Annotated in this window: 30 protein-coding genes; 21 read left to right on the forward strand and 9 right to left on the reverse strand. The window is 61.3% G+C overall.

Annotated features, from left to right (window positions below; translation table 11 throughout):
• Positions 1-4 precede the first annotated feature (4 nt).
• The 3 genes from LGH82_RS22445 to LGH82_RS22455 all read right to left on the reverse strand — a co-directional run bounded on the left by LGH82_RS22445 (position 5) and on the right by LGH82_RS22455 (position 2,222).
• Positions 5-655, reverse strand: a complete 651-nt coding sequence (locus LGH82_RS22445; protein WP_227344840.1) for an amino acid ABC transporter permease — start codon at positions 653-655, stop codon at positions 5-7.
• Positions 656-1,321 carry an amino acid ABC transporter permease gene (locus LGH82_RS22450; protein WP_227344841.1) on the reverse strand — a complete coding sequence of 222 codons (666 nt, stop codon included), beginning with the start codon at positions 1,319-1,321 and terminating at the stop codon, positions 656-658. It lies immediately after the preceding gene.
• Positions 1,322-1,391: 70 nt separating this feature from the next.
• Positions 1,392-2,222 (reverse strand): transporter substrate-binding domain-containing protein, encoded by an 831-nt coding sequence (locus tag LGH82_RS22455; RefSeq protein ID WP_227349661.1) that lies wholly within the window; start codon positions 2,220-2,222, stop codon positions 1,392-1,394.
• Positions 2,223-2,388: 166 nt separating this feature from the next.
• Here LGH82_RS22455 and LGH82_RS22460 point away from each other — a divergent pair, with 166 nt between their 5' ends.
• On the forward strand, positions 2,389-3,177 hold the full coding sequence (locus tag LGH82_RS22460) for an IclR family transcriptional regulator (protein ID WP_227344842.1): 789 nt from the start codon (positions 2,389-2,391) through the stop codon (positions 3,175-3,177).
• Between the two features lie 5 nt (positions 3,178-3,182).
• Here the strand turns inward: LGH82_RS22460 and LGH82_RS22465 are convergent, their stop codons facing one another.
• Positions 3,183-3,386: a YdcH family protein gene (locus LGH82_RS22465; protein ID WP_227344844.1), complete on the reverse strand. Its 204-nt coding sequence runs from the start codon at positions 3,384-3,386 to the stop codon at positions 3,183-3,185.
• A gap of 241 nt (positions 3,387-3,627) precedes the next feature.
• Between LGH82_RS22465 and LGH82_RS22470 the strand changes: the two genes are divergently transcribed.
• From LGH82_RS22470 to LGH82_RS22495, 6 genes are all read left to right on the forward strand, one after another.
• On the forward strand, positions 3,628-3,801 hold the full coding sequence (locus tag LGH82_RS22470; RefSeq protein WP_227344845.1) for a YdcH family protein: 174 nt from the start codon (positions 3,628-3,630) through the stop codon (positions 3,799-3,801).
• Positions 3,802-4,128: 327 nt separating this feature from the next.
• A complete protein-coding gene (gene ispG / locus LGH82_RS22475) occupies positions 4,129-5,379 on the forward strand; it encodes a flavodoxin-dependent (E)-4-hydroxy-3-methylbut-2-enyl-diphosphate synthase (protein ID WP_227344846.1) in 1,251 nt (416 codons plus the stop codon).
• Between the two features lie 5 nt (positions 5,380-5,384).
• The gene (locus LGH82_RS22480; protein WP_227344847.1) at positions 5,385-6,239 is read left to right on the forward strand and encodes a lytic transglycosylase domain-containing protein; all 855 of its coding nucleotides are present in this window, start codon (positions 5,385-5,387) and stop codon (positions 6,237-6,239) included.
• 35 nt (positions 6,240-6,274) lie between these two features.
• Positions 6,275-6,826: a phosphotransferase-like protein gene (locus tag LGH82_RS22485; protein ID WP_227344848.1), complete on the forward strand. Its 552-nt coding sequence runs from the start codon at positions 6,275-6,277 to the stop codon at positions 6,824-6,826.
• Positions 6,827-7,022: 196 nt separating this feature from the next.
• Entirely contained in the window at positions 7,023-8,153 is a 1,131-nt protein-coding gene (locus LGH82_RS22490; RefSeq protein ID WP_413771381.1) for a sterol desaturase family protein, read from the forward strand.
• A gap of 230 nt (positions 8,154-8,383) precedes the next feature.
• Complete coding sequence (locus LGH82_RS22495) at positions 8,384-9,181, forward strand: Stf0 family sulfotransferase (protein ID WP_227344850.1); 798 nt, start codon at positions 8,384-8,386, stop codon at positions 9,179-9,181.
• A gap of 80 nt (positions 9,182-9,261) precedes the next feature.
• Here LGH82_RS22495 and LGH82_RS22500 read toward each other — a convergent pair whose 3' ends face one another.
• Together LGH82_RS22500 and LGH82_RS22505 are read right to left on the reverse strand one after the other, a co-directional pair.
• Positions 9,262-11,598, reverse strand: coding sequence for a response regulator (locus LGH82_RS22500; RefSeq protein WP_227344851.1), 2,337 nt, complete (start codon positions 11,596-11,598; stop codon positions 9,262-9,264).
• Between the two features lie 88 nt (positions 11,599-11,686).
• Positions 11,687-12,604, reverse strand: a complete 918-nt coding sequence (locus LGH82_RS22505) for a polyprenyl synthetase family protein (RefSeq protein WP_413771382.1) — start codon at positions 12,602-12,604, stop codon at positions 11,687-11,689.
• Between the two features lie 79 nt (positions 12,605-12,683).
• On the opposite strand from LGH82_RS22505, the gene LGH82_RS22510 reads away from it, so the two are divergent.
• The 8 genes from LGH82_RS22510 to LGH82_RS22545 all read left to right on the forward strand — a co-directional run bounded on the left by LGH82_RS22510 (position 12,684) and on the right by LGH82_RS22545 (position 18,466).
• Positions 12,684-13,445 (forward strand): biosynthetic peptidoglycan transglycosylase, encoded by a 762-nt coding sequence (locus LGH82_RS22510; RefSeq protein WP_227344853.1) that lies wholly within the window; start codon positions 12,684-12,686, stop codon positions 13,443-13,445.
• Positions 13,446-13,587: 142 nt separating this feature from the next.
• Complete coding sequence (gene rpmF, locus LGH82_RS22515) at positions 13,588-13,770, forward strand: 50S ribosomal protein L32 (protein ID WP_008834724.1); 183 nt, start codon at positions 13,588-13,590, stop codon at positions 13,768-13,770.
• A gap of 382 nt (positions 13,771-14,152) precedes the next feature.
• On the forward strand, positions 14,153-14,647 hold the full coding sequence (locus LGH82_RS22520; protein ID WP_227344855.1) for an Lrp/AsnC family transcriptional regulator: 495 nt from the start codon (positions 14,153-14,155) through the stop codon (positions 14,645-14,647).
• Between the two features lie 2 nt (positions 14,648-14,649).
• Entirely contained in the window at positions 14,650-15,504 is an 855-nt protein-coding gene (locus tag LGH82_RS22525) for a transporter substrate-binding domain-containing protein (RefSeq protein ID WP_227344856.1), read from the forward strand.
• Positions 15,505-15,597: 93 nt separating this feature from the next.
• Positions 15,598-16,257, forward strand: coding sequence for an amino acid ABC transporter permease (locus LGH82_RS22530; protein ID WP_227344857.1), 660 nt, complete (start codon positions 15,598-15,600; stop codon positions 16,255-16,257).
• The gene (locus LGH82_RS22535) at positions 16,254-16,928 is read left to right on the forward strand and encodes an amino acid ABC transporter permease (protein ID WP_227344859.1); all 675 of its coding nucleotides are present in this window, start codon (positions 16,254-16,256) and stop codon (positions 16,926-16,928) included. The genes LGH82_RS22530 and LGH82_RS22535 overlap by 4 nt, the downstream gene beginning before the upstream one ends.
• A gap of 32 nt (positions 16,929-16,960) precedes the next feature.
• Complete coding sequence (locus tag LGH82_RS22540; RefSeq protein WP_227344860.1) at positions 16,961-17,914, forward strand: agmatinase; 954 nt, start codon at positions 16,961-16,963, stop codon at positions 17,912-17,914.
• Between the two features lie 150 nt (positions 17,915-18,064).
• Positions 18,065-18,466 (forward strand): hypothetical protein, encoded by a 402-nt coding sequence (locus LGH82_RS22545; RefSeq protein ID WP_227344861.1) that lies wholly within the window; start codon positions 18,065-18,067, stop codon positions 18,464-18,466.
• Between the two features lie 163 nt (positions 18,467-18,629).
• Here LGH82_RS22545 and LGH82_RS22550 read toward each other — a convergent pair whose 3' ends face one another.
• From LGH82_RS22550 to LGH82_RS22560, 3 genes are all read right to left on the reverse strand, one after another.
• Positions 18,630-19,061, reverse strand: a complete 432-nt coding sequence (locus LGH82_RS22550; protein WP_227344862.1) for a GlcG/HbpS family heme-binding protein — start codon at positions 19,059-19,061, stop codon at positions 18,630-18,632.
• A gap of 214 nt (positions 19,062-19,275) precedes the next feature.
• Positions 19,276-19,515 carry a hypothetical protein gene (locus LGH82_RS22555; protein ID WP_227344863.1) on the reverse strand — a complete coding sequence of 80 codons (240 nt, stop codon included), beginning with the start codon at positions 19,513-19,515 and terminating at the stop codon, positions 19,276-19,278.
• Between the two features lie 78 nt (positions 19,516-19,593).
• Complete coding sequence (locus LGH82_RS22560; protein WP_227344865.1) at positions 19,594-20,112, reverse strand: winged helix-turn-helix transcriptional regulator; 519 nt, start codon at positions 20,110-20,112, stop codon at positions 19,594-19,596.
• A gap of 100 nt (positions 20,113-20,212) precedes the next feature.
• Here LGH82_RS22560 and LGH82_RS22565 point away from each other — a divergent pair, with 100 nt between their 5' ends.
• The 6 genes from LGH82_RS22565 (at position 20,213) to LGH82_RS22590 (ending at position 23,554) form a co-directional block, all read left to right on the forward strand.
• A complete protein-coding gene (locus LGH82_RS22565) occupies positions 20,213-21,049 on the forward strand; it encodes an alpha/beta fold hydrolase (protein ID WP_227344866.1) in 837 nt (278 codons plus the stop codon).
• Positions 21,050-21,170: 121 nt separating this feature from the next.
• Complete coding sequence (locus tag LGH82_RS22570; RefSeq protein WP_227344868.1) at positions 21,171-21,827, forward strand: glutathione S-transferase family protein; 657 nt, start codon at positions 21,171-21,173, stop codon at positions 21,825-21,827.
• A 5-nt stretch (positions 21,828-21,832) separates the two neighbouring features.
• The gene (locus LGH82_RS22575) at positions 21,833-22,177 is read left to right on the forward strand and encodes an ArsR/SmtB family transcription factor (protein WP_227344869.1); all 345 of its coding nucleotides are present in this window, start codon (positions 21,833-21,835) and stop codon (positions 22,175-22,177) included.
• An 11-nt stretch (positions 22,178-22,188) separates the two neighbouring features.
• Positions 22,189-22,662, forward strand: coding sequence for an SRPBCC family protein (locus LGH82_RS22580; protein WP_227344870.1), 474 nt, complete (start codon positions 22,189-22,191; stop codon positions 22,660-22,662).
• A gap of 39 nt (positions 22,663-22,701) precedes the next feature.
• The gene (locus LGH82_RS22585; RefSeq protein ID WP_227344872.1) at positions 22,702-23,076 is read left to right on the forward strand and encodes a nuclear transport factor 2 family protein; all 375 of its coding nucleotides are present in this window, start codon (positions 22,702-22,704) and stop codon (positions 23,074-23,076) included.
• A 13-nt stretch (positions 23,077-23,089) separates the two neighbouring features.
• Positions 23,090-23,554, forward strand: coding sequence for an SRPBCC family protein (locus LGH82_RS22590; protein ID WP_227344873.1), 465 nt, complete (start codon positions 23,090-23,092; stop codon positions 23,552-23,554).
• Positions 23,555-23,684: the final 130 nt, after the last annotated feature.

Here is a 23,684-nt window from a genome sequence, read left to right on the forward strand (position 1 = left end):
CTTGCTATTCCCGGATGAAGGAGAAGCGCCGCTCCAGCCGTCGGCTGGCCAGCGAAAGCGCGTAATTGACCGCGAAATAGATGAGCGCGCCGAGGATATAGAGCGGCATGGCCTCATAGGTGCGGCCGATGACCTGGTTGATGGCCTGCATCAGGTCGGTGACGCCGAGCAGCGACACCAGCGCGCTGCCCTTGACCGCATCGGTGACGCCGTTGATCCAGGGCGGCAGGAAGCGCCTGAACGCCTGCGGGAAGATGACGTAGGCCAGCCGCTGGCGAAAGGTCAGCCCGATCGCCATCGCCGCTTCCGACTGCCCCCTTGGTATGGAGCCAACCGCGCCACGCAGGTATTCGATGACCTGTGCCGTCTTGAAGAGGGTGAGTGCCAGGACCGCCGCCCAGAACGACTGCAGATGGATGCCGACGGCAGGCAACCCGTAATAGACAAAGAAGATGAGCACCAGGATCGGTATGCCGCGAATGGTGTCGCTGAAGATGCGCACCGCCCAGCGCAGCGGGACGGGACCATAGACGAGGCCGACGCCCAGGATGACGCCGGCTACCAGCGAAAACACCACGACCAGCAGCGATACCCAGAGCGTCAGGGCAAAGCCCTGGGCCAGGAAAGGCAAGGCATAGGCGATCTGGCTGATCATCTAGTGCGCCACCTTGAACCAGCGCTCGAGAAGCCTGAGCGCATAGAGAAGCGCATAGCCCGTGAGCAGGTACATCGCCGTTACGACGAGATAGACCTCGACGATCCTGAACGTGTTGAAGTTGATCCACTGGGCGCCATAGGTCAGTTCGGGGACCGAAATGACCGACGCGACGGATGTGTCCTTGAAAAGGGAAATGAAGGTGTTGGAGAGCGCGGGCAGCGTTATGCGCAGCATCGTCGGCAGGCGCACATGCAGCAGCCTTTGCCAAGGTGTCAGGCCGATCGCCTTGCCAGCGTCTATCTGACCGCGCGGTACAGCCTCCAGTCCGGAGCGAAACACCTCGACCAGATAGGCGCCGCTGTAGAGCGCCAGCGTCGCCACGAACGAGGTCTGCGCGCTGTAGGCGATATCGACCACCGTCGGCAGGCCGTAAAAGACCAGATAGACGAGCAGGATCAGCGGCACGTTGCGGATGAACTCGACATACGCGGCGATGATGGTGCGCACCACACGCCCGGCCGAAACGTACCAGACCGCCAGGACCAGTCCGATGACGATGCCGATGGCGATGGAGATCACGGCAAGCTCGAGACTGAGCAGCAGTCCGCCCCAGAGCTTGTCGAAATGTCGCCAGATCAGATTGAAATTGAGGGCATAGCCCATGCGTCCGCCTCTGTGTCGAGGGTCGTCGGCGGACGAAAGGGCGCTGGTTGCGCCCTTCCGTCCGCTCGGATCAGATGACCGGGAAGCCGGGATGGCGCGCCGGCGGCTCCTGCCCGAAATAGTCCTTGAACGCGGCGTCATAGAGCGCCGTCTCATGACCGAACATGGCGATGGTGAAGGTCGCGTTGACGAAGGTCAGCCAGTCGAGATCGCCTTGCCGAAGTGCCGCACCGTAAAGCATCGAGAACCAGCTCTTGCCGGCGTCGAAATATTTGTCGGGATTGCGCGAGGCGAGCCAGCGCACTGTCGAAAGATCGACCGCTGCCGCGTCGACGCGCTTTGATTCCAGGGCCTGCAGCACGTTGGCCTGGGTATCGATCTGCATGACCTGCGACTGCGGCAGAGCCATATGCACCGATGCCTCCGCATCGACATTCTGCAGGATGGAGATGCGCGTTGCCGAACCACCGGCCAGCAGCTTGTCGAAGGTCTTGTTCTCGGCGGTAGGCAGGGTCAGCAGGGCAACGCCTTCCACGTAATAGGGTCTGGAGAAATTGATCAGCTGCGAGCGCTGGGCGCTCATGGTCATGAACTGGATGGTGATGTCGACCTTGTTGGTGGTCACGTTCGGGATGCGCTGCGAAGGATCCTGCATGACAAATTCGACCTTGGTCGGATCGTCGAAAAGCCCCTTGGCAAGAATACGCCCCATGGTGATATCCATGCCGACGAGTTCGCCGGCATCGTTCTCGAAATGCCAGGGCGCGTTGGTGCTGCCGGTGCCGACGATCAGCTTGCCGCGATCGAGCACGGTGCGCAGCAGGCTGTCGGATGCTGCCTGGGCAGCGGCCTTCTGAGCATCGACGGCTGCCAGCACGCCAGCCGTGGCCAGTCCCGCCATTCCCAATTTCAGAAAATCACGTCTTCCGGATGTGTCGTTCACGGCGACCTCCTTTCGTGTTGTTCCCCTTTGAACGGATACACGCGTCAGTGATCTATAGCCGATTGTCTCTTACAAGAGACGTATGTATCCTGTACAAGACAGATACTAGCATCAGGAATCGACAATGCAAGATGGCAGTGCCCCAGCAGTTTCCGCCGACGAGAAGATTTCGGGATCGCGTGAGAAGGGGCTCAACCGGGTGCTCGAGATCCTGGAGTTTCTTCACACGACCCAGCGGGCGATCGGCATTGGCGACCTCGCCAAGGGGGTGAACGCGCCCCGTTCGACGACCTACACGCTGGTGCGGTCGCTGGTCGATGCGGGGCTGCTGGAAATGGCTGGCGACGGCAACCGCGTCTATTTCGGCAAGAAGCTCTATCTCTATGGAATGGATTACGTGCGGGGCAACGACCTGCTGAGAAGGGGACGCCAGGAGGTCGACAACCTCTCGCGTGAGACTGGCGAAACCTCGGAACTCTGCATGCTGCAGAGCGGCCGCTACACGATCGTCCACTCAAGCCCGGGCAACAGGCCGTTCCGCATCAGCTCCGCCACCGGCTTGCAGATACCCCTGCCCTGGACCGCATCGGGACGGTTGCTTCTTGCCGGCTTCGAGCGGGCCCGGATCGAGGGCATGGTGTCGCAGGATGACCTCGTCCTGCCTGATGGACGCAAATTGCTGCTCAACGACTTCATCGCCGACATAGCGAGGGCGCAAACCACCGGCTATTGCGTCACTTCGGGCCTTGTCGATGCCTATACGAAATGCCTTGCCGTGCCGGTCTTTTCAGTGCCCGGCAAGGTCGAGGCGACGATGTGCCTGGTTGTCCCCATCGACACTTCCGAGGAGCGCACCGGCAATCTCATAGGCTTGCTGCGCGACCGCGCCGCCAGGCTTTCGATCGCCGGATAGGTGTCTCACGCAATGATGTCGGGGATGATCTTGTCTTCCAGCGCCATCAGCCGGTCCTTCAGGAACAGCTTCTTCTTCTTCATGCGCTGTATCTGCAGCGGGTCGCAATTCACCGCGATCATCGCGTTGATCGCGGCGTCGAAATCGGCGTGTTCCTGCTTCAGCCGGGAAAATTCGAGGCGGATATCGGCCTGTTCCTGATCGGACATTCTCTACCGTGTGCACGTCTGCGGCGCCCAAAAACTGGGCCTGATTGGGCGGGGCCGGTGTCTTTTGCAACCGGCGGGCAGCCCATATCACATTTCGTATTGTCGTGGAATGCTACCACGGATCATTCGACATCGCTTCCGGATGGTGGCACAGTGTCATCGTGCCGTCACAGATGCGACCTGCGGTGGATGCGCCTTTGACGGCTGCAATCGAGGAAAACCATGAAAGGGAGAACCAATCATGTCTCTTGCATCCCATCTTGATGAGTTGCAGCGGAAACACGGCGACATCGAACGCGAGATCGATGACGCGATGAACCATCCATCGGTCGACGACCTCGATATCGTGAATCTCAAGCGGCGCAAGCTGGCACTCAAGGACGAGATTGAAAAACTGAGGGCGACCACACACTAACGCCCCGTTGATTTAGCAGCCACAGTTTGAGATTTCCTGCCGGCGGCATCGGCCGCCGGACAGTGGCTGTCGATCTTGGCGCAAGCGGCCGGAAACCGAGGCTGGGTTCCGGAGCTGTTGTTGTTGTCCCTGACTTTATGAGATCCGAGGATTTTCCGGTCTCGTCCCTGGTCTGGTGTGAAGCAGTGGCGACCTGTCGCCATTGACAAGCCCTCTTTGCTCCTCCACCTCATGCTCGGACCTTGGCGCGTCGCCCTCGCAACCCCGATACGGTTTCGGGAAGCGGGAAGCGCGGATTCAAAAGTGTTGGACAAAGGGTAGCCGGCCATGACCGGATATTTCTCCTCTCCATTTCCACGCCGTACCTCGGTCGGTGTCGATGTCAGCGGTGTGATGGTTGGCGGCGGCGCTCCTGTCGTCGTGCAGTCTATGACCAACACCGATACCGCCGATATCGACCAGACAGTCGCCCAAGTCGCAGCGCTGCATCGTGCCGGCTCCGAGATCGTGCGCATTACCGTCGACCGTGACGATAGCGCCGCCGCCGTGCCGCGCATACACGAGCGGCTTTTGCGGCTCGGCATCAACGTGCCGCTGGTTGGCGATTTCCACTATATCGGCCACAAGCTGCTGGCGGATCATCCGGCCTGCGCGGAAGCGCTCGCCAAATATCGCATCAACCCCGGCAATGTCGGCTTCAAGGACAAGAAGGACCGGCAGTTCACTGATATCGTCGAGATGGCGATCAGATACGACAAGCCGGTGCGCATCGGTGTCAATTGGGGCTCGCTCGACCAGGAGCTGCTGACCCGGCTGATGAACGACAACCAGGCCCAGGGCTTTCCGCTGACGGCGCAGGAAGTCACCCGCGAGGCGATCGTGCAGTCGGCGATCCTGTCGGCCGAAATGGCCGAGGAAATCGGCCTCGGCCGCGAGAAGATCATCCTGTCGGCCAAGGTCAGCGGCGTGCAGGATCTGATCGCCGTCTATACGGAACTGGCCACGCGCTCCAACCATGCCCTGCATCTCGGCCTCACCGAAGCCGGCATGGGGTCTAAGGGCATCGTGGCTTCTTCCGCCGCGATGGGCATCCTCCTGCAGCAAGGCATCGGCGACACCATCCGCATTTCGCTGACGCCGGAGCCGAATGGCGACCGCACGCGCGAAGTGCAGGTGTCGCAGGAGCTCCTGCAGACGATGGGTTTTCGGCAGTTCGTGCCGATTGTCGCCGCGTGCCCCGGCTGCGGTCGCACGACGTCCACCGTGTTCCAGGAACTCGCCCAGAACATCCAGGCGGATCTGCGGAAAAACATGCCGGTGTGGCGCGAAAAATATCCGGGTGTCGAGAACCTCAAGGTCGCGGTGATGGGCTGCATCGTCAACGGTCCGGGCGAGTCCAAGCATGCCGATATCGGCATTTCGCTGCCCGGCACCGGCGAGACGCCGACAGCGCCGGTGTTCGTCGACGGTAAGAAGGCCGCGACGTTGCGTGGGCCGTCGATCGCCGCGGATTTCGAGAAAATGGTCGCTGACTATATCGAGCAGCGGTTTGGTCGCGGCAAGGCCGCGGCCGAGTAGATCAGATGCGGCGTTTCCTCTGGGCGACGCTGGTTTTGCTGTATGGACTGACCTGGTCGACTGTCGTTCAAGCCGATCCTCCCCAGTCCGCCAAGCAGCGGCTGATCGACAAGGTTTGCAATCTGATCGAGGCCTATGCCGATCAGAACGGCCTGCCGAAGGATTTCTTCGCCCGGCTGATCTGGAAGGAGAGCCGGTTTGATCCGAATGCGATCAGTCCGGTTGGCGCCGAGGGCATCGCCCAATTCATGCCGGGCACCGCCAAGATGCGGGGCCTCGCCAATTCCTTCGACATCACCCAGGCGATCCCGGCCTCGGCGAAATATCTCGCCGAGATGAAGACCACCTATGGCAATCTCGGCCTTGCTGCGGCCGCCTACAATGCCGGCGAGAACCGGGTGTCGCGCTGGTTGAGTTCCGGCGGTTTCCTGCCGATGGAAACCGAAAGCTACGTTTTCGACATCATGGGCGAGCCGGTGGACAAGTTCACCGACACGGCCTACGCCGGGACCTCCCAGCCGCTTGATCCCAAGGCGAGTTTCGCCGTTGCTTGCCGCAGGTTGCCGGCGATTATGTCGACGACCGTGGCGATGGCCTCGATCAACGTCATGCCATGGGGCGTGCAGGTGGCCGGCAATTTTCGCCGCTCCGCCGCGCTCAACCAGTGGCTCAGGGTGAGAAGCCGGTTCCCAGCGTTGCTCGCCAGTCATGATCCGGTGATCAGCCGGGTGCGCACGCCAATCGGCCGGCGCGGCATCTATGCGGTCAGGATCGGGGCCGATACCCGGGCCAATGCCGACATCATCTGCCAGAAACTGCACAGCGTCGGTGGCTCATGCCTGGTCATGCGCAACCGGTAGAACAGTCGGAAATTCCTGTTGAGGGCACAGCTGGCATGACCGCCAAGATCATTCTTCTCAATGGTGTCGGCAGCGCCGGCAAAAGCTCGATCGCCAGGGCGTTGCAGACGATAACCGCCGAGCCCTTCCTGCATGTCCAGATGGACGCGTTCATCGAGATGTTGCCGGAAGCCCTGCAGGACCATGCGGACGGTTTTTCCTATGAAACCATCCGGCAGGACGGCAAGCCTTCGGTCGTGATCAGGACCGGACCGACAGGGGCGCGAACCCTGCGCGGCATGCGCCACGCCATCGCCGCGATGGCGCGGCAAGGCAACAATCTGATCGCCGATGATGTGCTGTGCGATGGCGAAATATCGGAATATGTCGACCTGCTGTCAGCCTTCAATCTCCATCTGGTCGGCGTCATGGCGCCGCTGGAGGTCTTGGAGGCCCGCGAAGCCCAGCGGGCCGACAGGCTGCCGGGCCTGGCGCGCTGGCAGTATGAGCGCGTGCACCAGAATATAAATTACGACCTCGAAGTCGACACCAGCGTAGGCACGCCGCTGGAGTGCGCCCGTCTCATCCAGAAGAGATTCCTGTTGTAGCGGCTGGCGTCTTCCACCGCGCTGCTTTCGCCAATCGCCAGCAACGCCAATAGGCAATTGCCAATGTTGCAGCAAGATGCCGACGGTCAGGGCGGCGTCGATTAAATCTTAATGAGTTCTGTCATAGCAAGAGCAGGATCAGCATTTACAATGCGGGTTCTATTCACGGCCTTTGACAAAAAGGGGCATCATGCCGGTGGCAAATTTCCTTAAGAAGATTGTCGGCGAGCTCGAAACGCCTCGATCCAAGCGTCCATTCGGTTCCGGCTGGCTGTCCGGTTCGATCGGGTTGCTTGCCGGCATCACCGGCCTGCTGATGGTCATCGTATTGCGCTACCCATCGCTGACCTCGATGCCGGATCTGGCTCCCATCCACCAGATGCTGTTCTTCAAGCCGGTACTCTATTTCGTGCTCATCTCCGGCTATATCCTGGCCATCCTGAGCATGATGCTGCGTAGAGAAAAGACACTTGGCGCGGCGGCGATGTTCACCGTGCTCCTGGCGTCGCTGCTCGGCATGCTCCCGGTGCGCCATGACCTGCGGATCGACGGGGTCTTCTTCGGCCTCGATTTCTTCATTCTAAATGCCCTGTTCATGGGTGTGTTGTTTGTTCCGCTCGAGCGCATTTTCGCTCGCGGCAGGGATCAGACGGTGTTCCGCGACGAATGGCGCGAGGACCTGTTTTATTATCTGGTTTCGTCGCTGCTGGTGCAGATATTGACCTACCTGACCCTGGCGCCGTCCAATTTGGTCAATGCGCAGGGCGGTTTCGGCTCATTGCGGGGCTGGGTCCACGACTTGCCTTGGCTGGTGCAGTTGGTGGCGGTGATGTTTCTGACGGATCTTGCCCAATATTGGGTGCACAGGGCTTTCCATCGCATTCCCTGGTTGTGGAATTTCCATGCCGTGCATCATTCAGCCAAGTCGATGGACTGGATTGCCGGGGCGCGGATGCATTTCCTGGAAATCATCGTGCTACGCAGCCTGACCGCCACGCCGATGTTCGTGCTGGGGTTCGATGAATCGGCGATCCAGACCTACATCTTGATCGTCTATGTCTATTCGTCTTTCATCCATTCCAACGTCGGAACGAGTTTTGGCCCGGTCGAAAAAGTGCTAGTGTCGCCGCGCTATCATCACTGGCATCACGGCCTCGAGAAAGAGGCGATCGACGTCAACTTCGCCATCCATTTCCCGCTGCTCGACCGGCTGTTCGGCACCTACCATCTGCCCGAGGGACGGTGGCCGAAGGGCTATGGGATTCACGGCCATCCGGTACCGAGGGGATATTGGCGGCAATTCCTCTATCCATTCCGGCGCGGTTAGAGCACTTCACCGGTTCACGGAAACGATGAGCCCCGCTTGATCTCCAGCGCCTCACCGCTTGAGGTGCTCGAGGCGCGCGAAGCCCGGCGGGGCGACAGGCTGGCGCGCTGGTAATATACAAGCGTGCAGGCGGGTATGAGTTACGACCTCGAAGTCGATACCCGCGTTTTTTCGCCGCTCAAACACGCCCGTCGCATCCAGCGACAATTTCGACTATAGGCGGCGGTGGATTGGCCGGGGTTGCCCTGGCTGCGATGCACGCCAAGGGCAGCAGGATGTTCGACGCATATATCATCTGCGGCACGCCGAGAACCGGCAGCACTTTGCTGTGCAAGCTCCTGGCGTCGACGAAGACGGCCGGGGATCCTCACTCATTCTATCGGCGGCAGGACGTGTCGGAGTGGGCACAAGAGTGGAATCTGCCCGCTCGCGACACGATGAGCGACCTCGAATTCAATACCGCCTATCTCGGCGCGGCGATCACCGCTGGCAAGGGTGGGACAGGCATCTTCGGCCTTCGCTTGATGAGAGAGAATCTTGATGAACTCTCGGCGATCCTCGATCAGATCTTCCCAAGACTGCCATCGGACAAAGCGCGTCTTGAAAGGGCCTTTGGCGATATCCTGTACATACATCTCTCGCGTGAGAACAAGCTCGCGCAGGCCATCTCCCTGGTCAAGGCGGAGCAAACCGGTCTTTGGCATATCGCGCCCGATGGAACCGAGATCGAAAGGGTGGGGCCCCCAGGGGAACCTCGGTACGATTTCCAGCGGATCAAACAGGAGGTCACCGAGCTTGAAGCTTATGATGCGGCCTGGAATATTTGGTTCGCGGCGCAAGGCATAACCCCGCTGCGGGTTGGCTATGAGCGTCTTTCAAGCAGTCCGCCCGCGACGTTGTTGTCCATCTGTGAAGCCCTGGGGGTTCAAGCGCCGAGTGCCGATGACGTGCGGCCCGGCGTTGCAAAGCTCGCCGACGAGACAAGCCTTGACTGGATGCGCCGTTATCATCTGGACGCAGCCGTCTGACGCACGGACAGGTGCCCTGTATTTTTGTTTTTGTGCATGCCGTGATCCCAAAAACTCTGCGCGCTTTCGGGCGGCATGCATCACGCCGTCTTGGCCACCACCGTCTCGCTGAGCCAGGTGCCGATCTTCGTCCCCAGGCGATCCGGGGAAACCGGCTTTGGCAGATAGTCATCCATGCCGGCCTCGATGCATCTGTCGCGGTCGCCCTTCAATGCATGCGCGGTGACGCCGATGATCGGTATGTGGCTGCCTGTCGTGGCCTCCATGGTCCGGATGGCGCGCGTCGCTTCGTAGCCGTTCATCTCGGGCATCGAGACATCCATCAGGATCAGCTTGGGCCGCAGCGCCCGGTACATCTCCACCGCCGTACGACCGTTGCCGGCGATGCGGTAGCTCAGCCCCAGCCCGTTGAGGATCTGGCCGAAGACCAGCTGGTTCACGTCATTGTCCTCGGCGATGAGGATGTCGATCGGGCCGTTGGGCGTCACGGTCGATTCCGGTGCGGTGGAGACCGGAATGGCAGGGCCGCGAATGACGGTGAAGGCTGGCACCGACGGCTGGGCAACGGCGACCGGTTCGCGAACGAACTGTGCCTTGCTGCCCTGCGCGCGGGCCTTCTGGACGACCGAGATGACCGTACCAAGCAGCACAGCGGAGCGGGCCGGCTTGGTCAGGTGCGCGGCAATGCCGTAATCGATGATCATCCTGCCGAAATCGACCTGATCGACCGACGTCAAAAGCACGACCGGAATGGTGTTCAGCCGACTGTCGGCGGCGATGGCTCTGGCGACATCGGCGCCGTTCATGCCCGGCATCTGATAGTCGAGGATGATGCAGTCGACCGCCGCACCCAACTGGCAGGCGCGGTCGAGGAAAGCCAGGCCGACAGCGCCGCTTTCGGCGGCGGCGCAGTCGAAGCTCCAGCTTCGGAGCTGTTCGAGCAGGATTTCGCGGTTGACCGGATTGTCGTCGATGACCAGCACCCGTGCGCCAGTGACGTCGACCGGCACGCTCTCGTCGCGCTGCTGGGCCTTGTGCGCGGGCAGCGGCACGGCGAACCAAAACACCGAACCCCGGCCGATCTCACTCTCGACGCCGATCTTCCCCCCCATCAGGTCGACAAGGCGGGCGGCTATGGCGAGGCCGAGGCCGGTGCCTTCGTGGCGGCGTGTCGAGGAACCGTCGACCTGGGCAAACTTTTCGAACACGTTCTGCAGCTTCTCGGCTGGAATGCCGATGCCGGTGTCCTCGACCCGGACCTTGAGCTGAACCACGCCATCCACGGTGTCGCCGCCGACATCGATCAGGACATGGCCTTTTTCGGTGAATTTCACCGCATTGCCGAGCAGGTTGGTGATGATCTGCCTGATACGTCCGGCGTCGCCGACGACGAAGGCGGGCAGACGCGGGTCGACGCGGACGATCAGTTCCAGGTTCTTCTCGGCAACGCGCGCCGACACCAGGGTCGCCACGTCCTCGACCGCTTCGGAAAGGCGGAAGGGCGCCGGGTCCAGCGTGAGCTGGCCAGCATTGATCTTCGAAAAATCGAGGATGTCGTTGATGATGGTCAGCAGCGCATTGCCGGACTTCACGATGACGTCGGTGAAGGTCTTCTGGCGCGACGTAAGCTCAGTCTTGGCAAGCAGTTCCGCCATGCCCAGCACGCCGTTCATCGGGGTGCGGATCTCATGGCTCATATTGGCCAGGAATTCCGATTTGGCGCGGTCGGCTGCTTCGGCCTTGAACAGGGATGCGGCGGATTCGGTGAAGGCGCGCCGGATCGCCTTTTCCATCGGGCGGAAGATCCAGAAGGCGACGATGGCAAGCACGCCGAACAGCAGGCCGCTTGCCCACAAGAGCAGCCTGTCGCTGGCGGCATCGACCAGATGACGCTCGTCATCCATGGCGGTGCGGACACGGACTAGCATCGGCTGTGCAACCAGGTCATTCTGGTTGCGGATCTCGCGATAGCTCCACTCATCGGCCTTCTGTGCCACCGACATCAGGTTGAAACTGCGCACCATGTCGCGCGGCGACCAGAACAGGTCGCCGTTGACGGACGCGGAATCGAGCTCGTTGACGGTCCGCTTCGAGAGGCGCGGCCGGATCGCGGTGATCTGGGCATCGAGTGTCTCGATGTCGCTGGTCAAGCGCTCCGAATGGCCACGCGCCGATGTGGCGAGAGCATCGCGCGTTTCCGTCTGCCAGGCGGTGCCGGTCGTTTCGGCGAAACTTGTCGCGTTGCGCAAGTCGCGCGTGAAGACGACGAGGTTGCTGCTCACGGCCTCAATGTCGCGACGGAAGGAATTCACTCGATCCAGCGCAACCATGATCGCGGCGGAAGCCAGTGCGAAAATCAACAATCCTGAAAGGTAGCGAATCCGGATCGACCGGATAAAGGAAGAATATTCCGGCATGCGCAACCCCAACACATACGCATCATTTTAATGGTGGGGATTACGCTTCATTTACATTAAAATTTCGTTCGTGGAGCAAAACCGCGCCTTAGTTGCTGCGGACCGCCACGAATTTGGCGGCCTCCTTCAGAAGTGCCGCGCGTTCGCCATAGGGCTCGAGCAAGGCATGGGCCTGATCGACGAGGCCCTGGAGCTGGCTTCGCGCCCAGGTCGCGCCATGCAGCGCCACCAGCGTCGCCTTGCCGGCCGCGGCATCCTTGCCGGTCGCCTTGCCCATCTGGCTCGCATTGGCCGTCAGGTCGAGCAGATCGTCGGCGAGCTGGAAGGCAAGCCCTATCGCCGAGCCGAATTCGGCCAGCCGTTCGCGGTCTTGCGCCGGGGCGCCGGCGACAATCGCACCAGCTTCGCAGGCAAAGCGGATCAACGCGCCTGTCTTCATCGCCTGAAGCCGGATGATGCCGGCCTCATCTGGCCGACGCCGTTCCGCTTCGAGGTCGAGCATCTGGCCGCCGACCATGCCGCCGGCGCCGGCAGCGCGGGAAAGCGTCAGTAGCAACGCCACCTTGCGTTCCGGCGGCAGTACGGTCGCCGCATCGGCGATTATGTCGAAGGCCAGTGTCAGCAGTGCATCACCGGCAAGAATGGCCGTCGCCTCGTCGAAAGCCTTGTGGACGGTCGGCTGGCCACGGCGCAGATCGTCGTTGTCCATGGCCGGCAGATCGTCATGGATCAGCGAATAGCAATGCATGCATTCAAGCGCTGCCGCCACGCGCCACGCGGCCTCCCCGTCGGCCGAGAACAACGCGGCGCCCTCCATGACAAGGAAGGGACGCAAGCGCTTGCCGCCGTTCAGCACACCATGGCGCATCGCCGCCATCAGACGTTCCGGGCGCGCGATTTCCCCGGCAAGCGCGCGTCCGTCGAGGATCTGGCGCAATTGCGCGTCGATCGCGGCCGCGTGCTCGACAAGGATGGTTTCGAACGCCATTTGATCGTCTTTCGTCATGGCCGGGACGGGTAGCCGACACTCAGACATTGCGCAAGAAGCCAAGCGCCATTATGCCGGGGAGGGGGAGTAGCACGGGTTGGGCGGCTTGACGGAACCGATCGTCGATCACGAAACCGAAGGGCTGGACATGGCGGGGAGACCGAAAGGCGGCAACCGCATCGGTCTCAAACGCTGGGTCCGGCGCGGCATTGCCGTACTTTTCGTGATGGCGCTGATACCGGCTGTGCTGACCTTCCTCTATCTGCCATCGTTCGTGCATCCGGTTTCGACGCTGATGCTGAAGGATCTGGCGACGTTTTCCGGCTACGACCGCCGCTGGGTTTCGATCGACGACGTGGCGCCGGTGCTGGCGCATTCGGTCATCATGTCGGAGGACGGGCAGTTCTGTTTCCATCGCGGCGTCGACCTTGGCGAATTGAAGGGCGTGGTCGACGACGCGCTCGCCGGCGAGGCCACGCGCGGTGCGTCGACCATCACCATGCAGACCGTGAAGAACCTCTTTCTGTGGTCGCGGCCGCTGGGCACGGTTCGAAAGGTCGTCGAACTGCCGCTGGCCGTCTATTTCGATGCCGTCATGTCGAAGCGACGCATCATGGAGATCTATCTCAACATCGCCGAATGGGGGCCGGGCATCTATGGCATCGAGGCCGCCGCCCAGCATCATTTCGGAGTTTCGGCCAAACAGCTGTCGCGGCGGCAGGCAGCGCTGCTGACCGTCACCTTGCCCAACCCGATCGAACGCAATCCGGCAAAGCCCGGACCGGGCCTCAAACGGCTCGCCAACCTGATCGAGCGGCGGGCGGGCCGGTCCGGCGCCTATGTCGGTTGTCTACAGTAGCCAACTCAAAAAAATTCGCGGTGGTGCTGGCCAAAACGGCACAGGGCGTGTATAGGCACCCGACTTTCTCAGATCCGGCCCCTGCAACGGCCCTTTCACGAGGGCAGGCGGGGCTTTTTTGACCATGTAATGGAGCATATCCATGGCCGTTCCGAAACGAAAAACCTCTCCGTCCAAGCGCGGCATGCGCCGCTCGGCCGACGCCCTGAAGGCCCCGACCTATGTCGAGGACAAGAATTCCGGCGAAATGCGCCGCCCGCACCACATCGACCTGAAGACCGGCATGTATCGCGGCCGTCAGGTGTTGACGCCCAAGGAAAGCTGAGACCAGCTTCTCCCAAGTCTTGATTTACAAAAAGACCGGCCACTGGCCGGTCTTTTTGCGTTTTTCAGCCGGATGGCGCGCTTCGCGAAGCGCGGGCGGCTATCGCCGACATCCTTCCAGGCCTTGATCTTCGATCGACTGTGACGCTGTTTCAGTGCGTGGGTATCCTTCCAGACGGGTCTGACGCCTGGCAGGCGTGATCACGCTGCCTGAACTCCCTCAACGCGCCATCTTCCATGAACCAAACGGGCATTCCGAGATCTCTCGCGATGATCGGATTCTCCAGCGCTCGATGTTTTTCGGCGCATGTGGGATTGTCATGAATGGTTTCTTATGCAATTTTATAATTTCTAGTCGTTAATCGACAAAAATTAGGGAATATATGTGGGATTTCGTCAGTACGAGTGACCTGGACGATACCGAACAAGCGGTGCTTTCCCAACTCAAGGTCGACGGGAGGATGTCGAGCGTCGATATCGCCAAGCGCATCGGCGTGACCGAAGCGACCGTGCGGCGAAAAATGGCCCGTGTGCTGGAAGATCCGGATATCTGCATCCAGGCTGTCGTGCGTCCCTTGCGCAGCGATGTCGGCATCGCGGCAATCATCGGGCTCGATGTCGATCGCGAGCACATCATCAGCGTTGCCAAAAAGCTGTCCGAGTACTCGTTCGTCGACAGTGTCTACGCCATGACCGGACCGTTCGACATCATCATCCAGCTCACCTTGCCGTCAACGACCAGCCTGCATGACTTCCTGGTCAGCGAACTGGCCAATGTTCCCGGCATCAAGGACTCCGAGAGCTACATGATCGGTCGCGTCTTCAAACACAGCGGCCGCGCCTACCAGCACAGTAAAACCGAAGAAAAAAGAGGGTAACAATGATTGCGTTTTTCTCCGCCTCGCGCCGCCGCGTCCTGTCCCTGCTTGCCGCCGCGCCGCTCTTCCTGTCACTCGCTCCCGCTCATGCCGATGGGTTGATCGATCAGATCAAGCAGCGCGGCACCATCGTCGTTGGCACCGAGGCCGCCTTCGAACCATTTGAGTTCGTTCGTGATGGCCAGATCGTCGGCTACAACAAGGACATCCTGGACTATGTGGTAACCCAGCTAGGGGTGAAGCTCGACCAGCTCAACCTTCCTTTCCAGGGCCTGCTGCCGGGCCTGCTTGCCAAGAAGTTTGATCTGATGGCGACGTCTACAGGCATCAACGCCGAACGGGCCGCGAAATACGCCTACACCCGACCGACGGGGTCGTTCGAGAATGTGATTGTCGTGCGCGCCGATGAGACCCGCATCAAGAAGCCGGAAGACATCACGGGCATGGTGGTGGCGACGCAGCTTGCGTCGTCCGTGCAGCCGATCATCGAAGCCTATGACAAGGAGCTCAAGGACAAGGGTGGCAAAGGTGTCGGCGAACTGAAGCTGTTCACCTCATTCCCCGAAACCCATGTCGCCCTGGCCTCCGGACAGGTCGACGCCATTGTCATCGCCTCACCTTCAGCGGCGGTGCTGATGAAGAACGTTCCCGATACCTACAAGGTCGTCGGCTCGATCGGCGAATTCTCCTATCTGTCCTGGGTCTTGCGGCCGGAGGACAAGGATCTGCGCGAATTCATCAACGCCAAGATCGGCGAGCTGAAGGACAGTGGCAAGCTGAAGGAGCTGCAGCTGAAATGGTTCGGCTTTGAGATGAAGACGCCCGCTGAAGGCTATCTGCCAGCCCGCGCGCTCTGAACCGTTTCTGTCCTTGAACATGTCTGGCGCGGCGCAGGCGATGGTTTGCTGCCTTTGCCACGCCAGGCGATGCTTCTCCGTTCGAGTTGAAAAATGTTCTATTTTTCAAAAACGCTGGCCTTCCTGCCACAATTCCTGACCGGTGCCGGCATCACGCTCGGTGTCTCGGCGCTGGGGTTCCTGGTCGGCACGGTGATCGGCTTCGGCTTGCTCGCTTGCGGTCGATCACGCTGGCGCGTGGTTCGCTGGATCGGCGCGCTCTACACCAGCTTCATTCGCGGCACGCCGCTGATCGTGCAGATCTTCGTTGTCTATTATGTGTTGCCGGGCCTCGTCGGAATTGATCTGCCGCCGCTGCTGGCGGGTGTGCTGGCGCTCAGCTTCAACAGCGCTGCCTTCGTCGCCGAGATCCTGCGCGCCGGGCTGACACGCATTCCCGCCGGCCAATACGAGGCGGCCAAGGCGCTTGGCCTGAAACCCGTGGTGACCTGGTTCAAGATCATCATGCCGCAGCTGTTCCGGGCCATCATCCCGCCGATGGTCAACGAGTTCACCATGCTGGTGAAAGCCTCATCCATCCTCTCCGTGATTGCCGTGGTCGAACTGACCCGCACCGCGCAGAACATCATGAACGTCACCTACCGGCCGGTCGAGGCCTTCTGCATCGCGGCGGTGCTGTATTTCATCGTTCTGTTCTCCTGCAGCCTGCTGACCAGGCATCTGGAACGCAAGACGGAGGGAGCACGCGCATGACGTTCGATTTCTCCGTAATCCTGGACAATGGGCAGATACTCGCCAAGGGCTTCGGCAATACGGTGCTGATGTGCGCGGTGTCGCTGCCGCTTGGCTTCGCGCTCGGCGTCGCGCTGGCGCTGGTCAGGCTGCGTGGCGGGCGGCTGTCGGCGGGTATAGTCTCGGCCTATGTTGAAATCTTCCGGAACATCCCGTTTCTGATCCAGATTTTCCTCTTGTTCTACGCCTTGCCGATGTTCGGCATCCGGCTTTCGCCGGTAGTGGTTTCGATCGGCGCGCTGTCGGCCTACGCCAGCGCCTATTCGGCCGAGATCATCAGGGGGGCGATCCAGTCCATCCCGCGTGGGCAGGTAGAGGCAGGCTATGCGCTCGGGCTGCGCTACCTCACCATCTTTCGCAAGATCCTTGTGCCGCAAGTGCTCGGCTATATCCTGCCCGCGGCCACCAACCTCACAATCACGCTGATCAAGGAATCAGCGATCCTGTCGGCGATCACGGTTCCCGAGCTTACCTATATGGCTCAGAACGTCATCGGCCGCACCTTCTCGCCGGTGGAGATCTTCACCGCCATTGCATTGCTGTACTGGGGGCTGACCGCTCTTGTCGCGGCAATCTCGCGCAGCCTGGAGCACAGGTTGCAGCCCCATCTCGCGGCCCGCCGTGGCGCCTGATCCAAAAAACTTTTCAATACAGAGGAGACCCCATGTCCAAACTCACCACCGCGCCGCGCGATGTCTTCCAGACATTCATGAACTTTCCGCTGGTCGAGGATCTCGACACGCTGAACGCTGACGTCGCCATTATCGGCATGCCCTATGGCGACCCCTACACGATCGACGAGCTGATCAACGACCAGACCAACGCGCCGACAGCGGTGCGGCGCGCCTCGCAGCGCATCAGCCAGGCGCTGGACCGCTATGATTTCGACATTGGCGGGCCGGTCTTCGACGGCCAGGACGTCAAGGTCGTCGACGTCGGCGACGTGCCCGGCGCGGCTGCCGACCATGTCGGGCACTACGGCAGGGCGGAAGCCGCGATCCGCAAGATCCGCGCCGCTGGCGCGCTGCCGATCACCATTGGCGGCGACCACGGCATTCCGATCCCGATCTTCCGGGCGCTTGACGGCGAGGGCCCGATCACCCTGGTGCAGCTCGACGCCCATCTCGATTGGCGCGACAATGTCAACGGCGTCAAGGAAGGCTATTCCAGCACCATCCGCCGGGCTTCGGAAATGGCCCATGTCAAGGACATCTTCCAGGTCGGCGTGCGCGGCCAGGGCAGCGCGCGCACCGAAGAGGTCGAGGCCGCCCGTGCCTATGGCGCCAACATCATCACCACCAATGAATGGCAGGACATCGGCACGGCTGCCCTGCTCAAGCGCATCCCCGATGGCGGCCGCTACTATCTGACCATCGATGCCGACGGGCTTGATCCGGCGGTCATGCCGGCTGTCGCGGGCCCACAGCCGGGCGGGGTCACCTATCGCCAGACGATCGACCTGATCAAGGGACTGTTCGCCAAGGGAGAGGTGGTCGGTGTCGACATCGTCGAGATCACTCCGGCGCGCGATGTCAACGAGATCACCTCGATTACCGCTGGCCATATCCTCCTCAACGTCATTGGCGCTGCGGTGCGGGCGGGGCAGTTCAAGCGCTGAGTTCAGGGGATCGCGTGGCGGCCGGGAGCAATTCCGGCTGCCATGCGGTTTCACGCGGTCTTCGTTCGTGTTGTCGTGCCCTTACGAAAATTCTTGACGGCGGGCCTACGCCGCATTCTACAGAAGGGTGTCCCCAACCGGAGACGCCAGATGTTCGGTGCCATTCCGCTGCTGATCGTGCCCTTCGTCCTCTACAATCTCGGACTTCTGGGAATATTCGGCGGCGGCGATGATCCGTGGGCGACCGAGATATTCTCGGTCCACATGATGTCGGGCGGTGTGTTTTCCATGACCCTCGGCGACCTGATGGTGCTGATCGGGCTGATCTTCTTTTTCGCGGAAATGGTGAAGTCGACACGCACGACCAATGCGTCGATCATGGACCACCTGCTGTCGACTTTTGTCTTCGTGGCGTTCCTGGTCGAGTTCCTGCTGGTGAAGGGTGCGGCCCATTCCGTCTTCTTCACGCTGATGGTCATCGCGCTCATCGACGTGCTGGCGGGGTTCGCGGTGTCGATGCGATCGGCAAGCCGGGATATCAATCTCAACTAAGGATGTGTTGACATCCAGGTGAGCCCGACCTGCGAATGCGGGCTTCTCGCGCTTCCGGTGCCCACGTAGTCAAGTACGCTCCGCTGCGGTTCTCGGAACCAACCATTTTCGGCTCGGCCAGACCTGAATCTCAACGCATCCTCGCGCTCGATATCGAGGGCGCTCAACCCGGGTCGGCGGTGAAACCGGCCGCCTCGATGCCGGCAATGGCCGCGGCCTCGTCATTGTCCGAGGTGTCGCCGGAAATGCCGACCGCGCCGATGACGACACCAGCCTTGTCGCGGATCAGAACGCCGCCGACAACCGGCAGGACACGTCCGCCCGAGACATCGGAAATGCCGGCGACTAGATGCGGGCGCTCCTTGGCGAAGGCTTCCACGTGGCGCGACCCCATGCCGATGGCAAGCGCGCCATAGGCTTTTCCGGCAGACATTTGCGGGCGCAGGAACGAGGCGCCGTCCTGGCGCTGGAAGGCGACCAAATGGGCGCCGGCATCAAGCACCGAGACGCCCAGCGGCTTGAGCTTGAGCTCGGCTCCCTTGGCAAAGGCGGCGTCGATGATCTGCTTGGCCTTTTCGAGCGTCAGTACTGTCATGGTAATCTCCTGTGGGAAGGCGTGGATCATTGACCGGGTGCGGGCGGTGCGAAATCCCGGTTTCGGTTGAAATTGCTTCGCCGGAAAGGGCGGAATAGGCAGCGACCGCGACAGGCGGCGGCAACGTGTCGATCACGTCGCCAGTCCCCGCACCATCCGGATATGGCGGGTGCAGCGTGCGTGCTTCTGGATCTGCTTTTGAAGGTGGAACCCGCTAGGCGGTTTTCTTCTTGGCGCGCGCCGGCTTCTTGGCCGGCGCGGCAGGCGCATTGGCGAGGTCTTCGGCCTCCTTGGCAAGGCGGAGCGCCCGCAGCTTGTTGGTCTTGGCCTGCCGGGCATCGCTCTCGGCGACATACTCGGCCATCGCCTTCTGGCGCACGGTGGCGGCCTCTTCCTGTTTCTTGAAGCGCGAATCGGCGCGTGCGCGGGCGGTGTCCTTAGAGTTCTCAACCAAGTGCTTTATCCAATCCCGTGAAATATGTTTTTCAACTCATTGATAGCAGAGCCGGCCCGCAAATGGCAAAATAAGTGATCAACTGGCCGGAGCGTTCACGGCCTTGCGAGCCATCACCGCTTCATACGCGGCCCGCAAGGTTGCGCGCACGGTGGCGTCGGAGGGGCTGCTGGCCGGCGTGCCCAGATGCTCGTGGCGCAGCTCTTCCATGAATTGCTCCCACATCGGCGAACCGCCTTTTTCGAGAAGCTCGGCGCGGATCGACAGCTCGTCGCTCACCGGCAGCCAGACACGGCCCCAGGCACCGAGATGCGCCAGGATCGGCACCAGCGTGATGGCCATTTCGGTCAGGCTGTAGATGGCCTTCTGCTTGTGGGTGGGATCGTCCGCCTTGGTCAGCATGCCCAGCTCCATCAGCCGCTTCAGCCGGTCGGCGAGGATGTTGGAGGCGATCCCTTCCATCGAGCCTTTGAGCAACTCGCGAAAATGGCGTTTGCCGCCGAAAATCATGTCGCGAAGGATGATCAGACTCCACCGGTCGCCGAACACCTCCAGCGACAGGTTGATCGGACATCCGGACCGGCGCTCGATGCTCATGCGACTCTCCGAGAAAAACCGGTTGCATTATCGTATCGGTTTTATATCGTGCAACCGATTGTGAAATGCAATCAGTTATGAAGGCCAGGAGACTCCCGACATGGCGATGAGCGAACACCCGGAGATCACCTCGCAGGCCTTTGGAGATCCCGCAAACCCGCCGATACTGCTGATCATGGGCGCCATGGCTTCGATGCTTTGGTGGCCGGAGGCGCTTTGCCGGAAACTGGCCGACGCCGGCCTGTTCGTGATCCGCTATGACAATCGCGACACCGGCCGCTCGAACAAATATCCGCCCGGAGCGCCGCCTTATACGCTCGACGACATGGCTGATGATGCGATCCATGTGCTCGACAGCCATGGCATCGGAGAGGCCCATATTGTCGGCATGTCGATGGGCGGCATGATCGCGCAGCTTACGGCGCTCGAGCATCCCGGCCGTGTCCTGTCGCTTACGGTCATCAGCAGTTCGCCGATCGGAACCGACACGTCCGACCTGCCGGGAACGGCCGAGGCCTACATGGAGCATTCGGCCGGCGGCGAGCAAGTCGACTGGTCCGATCGCGGCCAGGTGGTCGATTTCATCACCAGGGATGCGCGGATGATCGCCGGCGTGACGCATCCGTTCGATGATAAACGGACAAGGGCGTTTATCGAAGGGGATTACGACCGTTCCGGCGGCTTTCTGAGCGCGACCAATCATTTCATGCTCAAGGGTGGCGAGGGCTGGAAGGGCCGCCTCGGCGAAATCGCGGCCCCGCTGCTTGTCCTGCACGGCACGGCGGATCCCATCTTCCCGATCGAGCACGGCGCGGCACTTGCCGACGCGGTTGCCGGGGCACGGCTTGTCCGCATTGCAGGCGGTGGTCACGAACTTCACCCCGACGATTGGACAACGATAGCCGCAGCGATCGTCGCTCACGCCCAGGCCGGCTAAGAGCATGGCCGGACTTGACGCTTCGGGCTTGCGGCAATAGTTAAGTAAATGCTTCAGTGTTTGAACTTTCACGAAAACGAAGCGCCAAGGCTGGCGCGCCAACGAACAGACGAGCAGGACAATGACCCTTACGCTTCACTTTCACCCGCTGGCCTCCTTCTGCTGGAAGCCGTTGATCGCGCTCTATGAGAACGGCACGCCGTTCACATCGGTCATCGTCGATCTCGGCAACGAGCAGTCGAGGGCCGCCTTCCTGAAATTGTCACCCTCGGGAAAGATGCCGGCGTTGCGCGACGACGCGCGCGACCGCACGGTGCCGGAATCGACCATCATCGTCGAATATCTGGCCGCGCATTACCCGGGGCCGGTCGATCTGCTCCCCGCCGATGTCGATCTCGCCAGCAGGGTTCGCGTGGCCGACCGCTTCTATGATTTCTACGTGCAGGAGCCGATGCAGAAGATCGTCGCCGACCGGTTGCGGCCGGAAGGCAAGACCGATCCTTTCGGCGTCGAACAGGCCCGCCGCCAGCTGCGCAATTCCTATGCCTTCCTTGAGCAGGATATGCGGACAAAGAGCTGGGCGACGGGCGAAACCTTCACCATGGCCGACTGCGCGGCGTCGCCGGCGCTCTTCTACGCCAACAAGGTCGAGCCATTCGGCGACGGATATCCGGCGGTGAAGCGTTATCACGACCGGCTGGTGGAGCGGCCGTCCTTCGCCCGGGTGATCGAGGAAGCGCGGCCCTATTTCCACATGTTTCCCTACAATAACGGTTAAAGCCGATGCTGCACGATCCGGCCCAGCTTGATCTGATGTTCCAGGCGCTCGCCGATCCGGCGCGCCGGCAGATGGTCGACCGATTGTCGCGGGGGCCCGCATCGGTCAGCCAACTGGCCGAGCCGCTGGCGATGTCGCTGTCGGCCGTCGTCCAGCACCTGAACGTGCTGGAGGCAAGCGGCCTTGTCCGCACCGAAAAGCTTGGCCGGGTGCGCACCTGCCAGATCGAACCGAAGGCACTGAGGGCCGCCGAACACTGGATCAACGAACGGCGCCTGACATGGGAGCGCCGGCTCGATCGGCTGGGCGACTTTCTTGCCGAAACCAATGACGAGACCGAGGGAAACTGAAGGAGGCCATCATGACCGAAGCATCCGTGACACATGCCACCATCGTACTCGAACGCACCTACGACGCCTCGTCGGCGCGGGTGTTCAAGGCCCTGGCCGACCCGCAAGCGCGCATGCGCTGGGGAACACCTTCGAAACATGTCGAGCTGATCTACGACAAGGCCGACTTTCGCGTCGGCGGGCTGGACGTCAGTCGCTGCGGGCCGCGTGGCAAACTGATCTACCGGGTGGAAACCCGCTATCTGGATATCGAACCCGAACATCGGATCGTCTCGACCGAAACCGTGTCGGAGGGCTGGAACCGGCTTTCGGTGTCCCTGATCACGGTCGAACTCAAGGCACAGGGCAAATCCACGCGGCTTATCCTTACCGACCAGGTCGCGGCTTTCGGCGACAAGGACATGATCGCCGGCAGCGAAGCTGGATTCAGCGCCGCGCTGGACAATCTCGCGGCGGAGTTTTCGAGCGAGCCCGCCAACGCCTGATCTGGCAAACGCCATACCAAGCAGAAGGGAGTTTCCACCATGCCAGGCAAAAGCAGATCGGAGCTGATCCGCGGCTACTTCGCTGCCTACAAGGCGAATGACCGCGAAATCATCGAGGCTGTCCTGACCGATGATTTCACCTTCACCAGCCCTTATGACGATGCCATCGACCGGGCGACCTATTTCGTCAGGTGCTGGCCCAACAGCAAGCCCTTCAAGTCGATCACCATCGAGAGGATATGCGAGGACGGGGACAGCGCCTTCGTTCTCTACCGTTGCGAAACGCTCGACGGCAAAAGTTTCCGCAACACCGAGCTTCATACGTTCCGGGGCACCCGGCTGTGCAATGTCGAGGTCTATTTCGGCGCCGCCTACAAGGACGGCGTCTTCATCACCCAGCAACCATCGAGCTAGCAGGAGAATTCCGATGACCCAGCGATCCGTCGTTCACTCCACCTTTGTCATCGACCGCTTCTATCCGGTGCCGCCCGCGAAAGTCTATTTCGCGCTGAGCGATCCGGTGGCCAAGAGACGCTGGTTCACGGACCCCAGCAACCCGATGCCCAGCAGGCACGAAATGGATTTTCGCGTCGGTGGCAAGGAGGTCAATGCCGGCGGCCCGAAGGACGGACCGATCCACGTCTACAATGCCACCTATCAGGACATCGTGCCGGACCAGCGCATCGTCTACAGCTACGACATGCTTTTTGGCGAAACCCGCATCTCGGTGTCGCTGGCCACGATCGAGTTGCATGCCGAAGGGAAGGGCACGCGGCTGGTGCTGACCGAGCAGGGCGCCTTTCTCGACGGCCATGACAACTCGGCCACCCGCGAGCATGGCACACGTGAACTGCTCGATGCGCTGGGAGCGGCCCTGTCGGCTGAAGCCTGATTTCGGCTACCGGTATCAGGTGAGGGCTTAAGCGCGCCGCGCTATTGCGGATTCACGCGACGCGCGTCAGGTCTTTGTCTTCCTGCATGTCGTTGTCCCAAAACCGCTGCGCACTTTTGGGTGACAAGCA

Source organism: Mesorhizobium sp. PAMC28654, from assembly GCF_020616515.1.
Lineage (GTDB): Bacteria > Pseudomonadota > Alphaproteobacteria > Rhizobiales > Rhizobiaceae > Mesorhizobium.

What these genes read in the sequence shown, in the direction of transcription:
- LGH82_RS22445 (WP_227344840.1), bottom strand. Translation starts at nt 655, where the DNA reads ATGATCAGCCAGATCGCCTATGCCTTGCCTTTCCTGGCCCAGGGCTTT.
- LGH82_RS22450 (WP_227344841.1), bottom strand. Translation starts at nt 1,321, where the DNA reads ATGGGCTATGCCCTCAATTTCAATCTGATCTGGCGACATTTCGACAAG.
- LGH82_RS22455 (WP_227349661.1), bottom strand. Translation starts at nt 2,222, where the DNA reads ATGGCGGGACTGGCCACGGCTGGCGTGCTGGCAGCCGTCGATGCTCAG.
- LGH82_RS22460 (WP_227344842.1), top strand. Translation starts at nt 2,389, where the DNA reads ATGCAAGATGGCAGTGCCCCAGCAGTTTCCGCCGACGAGAAGATTTCG.
- LGH82_RS22465 (WP_227344844.1), bottom strand. Translation starts at nt 3,386, where the DNA reads ATGTCCGATCAGGAACAGGCCGATATCCGCCTCGAATTTTCCCGGCTG.
- LGH82_RS22470 (WP_227344845.1), top strand. Translation starts at nt 3,628, where the DNA reads ATGTCTCTTGCATCCCATCTTGATGAGTTGCAGCGGAAACACGGCGAC.
- ispG (WP_227344846.1), top strand. Translation starts at nt 4,129, where the DNA reads ATGACCGGATATTTCTCCTCTCCATTTCCACGCCGTACCTCGGTCGGT.
- LGH82_RS22480 (WP_227344847.1), top strand. Translation starts at nt 5,385, where the DNA reads ATGCGGCGTTTCCTCTGGGCGACGCTGGTTTTGCTGTATGGACTGACC.
- LGH82_RS22485 (WP_227344848.1), top strand. Translation starts at nt 6,275, where the DNA reads ATGACCGCCAAGATCATTCTTCTCAATGGTGTCGGCAGCGCCGGCAAA.
- LGH82_RS22500 (WP_227344851.1), bottom strand. Translation starts at nt 11,598, where the DNA reads ATGCCGGAATATTCTTCCTTTATCCGGTCGATCCGGATTCGCTACCTT.
- LGH82_RS22505 (WP_413771382.1), bottom strand. Translation starts at nt 12,604, where the DNA reads ATGACGAAAGACGATCAAATGGCGTTCGAAACCATCCTTGTCGAGCAC.
- rpmF (WP_008834724.1), top strand. Translation starts at nt 13,588, where the DNA reads ATGGCCGTTCCGAAACGAAAAACCTCTCCGTCCAAGCGCGGCATGCGC.
- LGH82_RS22520 (WP_227344855.1), top strand. Translation starts at nt 14,153, where the DNA reads ATGTGGGATTTCGTCAGTACGAGTGACCTGGACGATACCGAACAAGCG.
- LGH82_RS22525 (WP_227344856.1), top strand. Translation starts at nt 14,650, where the DNA reads ATGATTGCGTTTTTCTCCGCCTCGCGCCGCCGCGTCCTGTCCCTGCTT.
- LGH82_RS22530 (WP_227344857.1), top strand. Translation starts at nt 15,598, where the DNA reads ATGTTCTATTTTTCAAAAACGCTGGCCTTCCTGCCACAATTCCTGACC.
- LGH82_RS22535 (WP_227344859.1), top strand. Translation starts at nt 16,254, where the DNA reads ATGACGTTCGATTTCTCCGTAATCCTGGACAATGGGCAGATACTCGCC.
- LGH82_RS22540 (WP_227344860.1), top strand. Translation starts at nt 16,961, where the DNA reads ATGTCCAAACTCACCACCGCGCCGCGCGATGTCTTCCAGACATTCATG.
- LGH82_RS22545 (WP_227344861.1), top strand. Translation starts at nt 18,065, where the DNA reads ATGTTCGGTGCCATTCCGCTGCTGATCGTGCCCTTCGTCCTCTACAAT.
- LGH82_RS22550 (WP_227344862.1), bottom strand. Translation starts at nt 19,061, where the DNA reads ATGACAGTACTGACGCTCGAAAAGGCCAAGCAGATCATCGACGCCGCC.
- LGH82_RS22560 (WP_227344865.1), bottom strand. Translation starts at nt 20,112, where the DNA reads ATGAGCATCGAGCGCCGGTCCGGATGTCCGATCAACCTGTCGCTGGAG.
- LGH82_RS22565 (WP_227344866.1), top strand. Translation starts at nt 20,213, where the DNA reads ATGGCGATGAGCGAACACCCGGAGATCACCTCGCAGGCCTTTGGAGAT.
- LGH82_RS22570 (WP_227344868.1), top strand. Translation starts at nt 21,171, where the DNA reads ATGACCCTTACGCTTCACTTTCACCCGCTGGCCTCCTTCTGCTGGAAG.
- LGH82_RS22575 (WP_227344869.1), top strand. Translation starts at nt 21,833, where the DNA reads ATGCTGCACGATCCGGCCCAGCTTGATCTGATGTTCCAGGCGCTCGCC.
- LGH82_RS22580 (WP_227344870.1), top strand. Translation starts at nt 22,189, where the DNA reads ATGACCGAAGCATCCGTGACACATGCCACCATCGTACTCGAACGCACC.
- LGH82_RS22585 (WP_227344872.1), top strand. Translation starts at nt 22,702, where the DNA reads ATGCCAGGCAAAAGCAGATCGGAGCTGATCCGCGGCTACTTCGCTGCC.
- LGH82_RS22590 (WP_227344873.1), top strand. Translation starts at nt 23,090, where the DNA reads ATGACCCAGCGATCCGTCGTTCACTCCACCTTTGTCATCGACCGCTTC.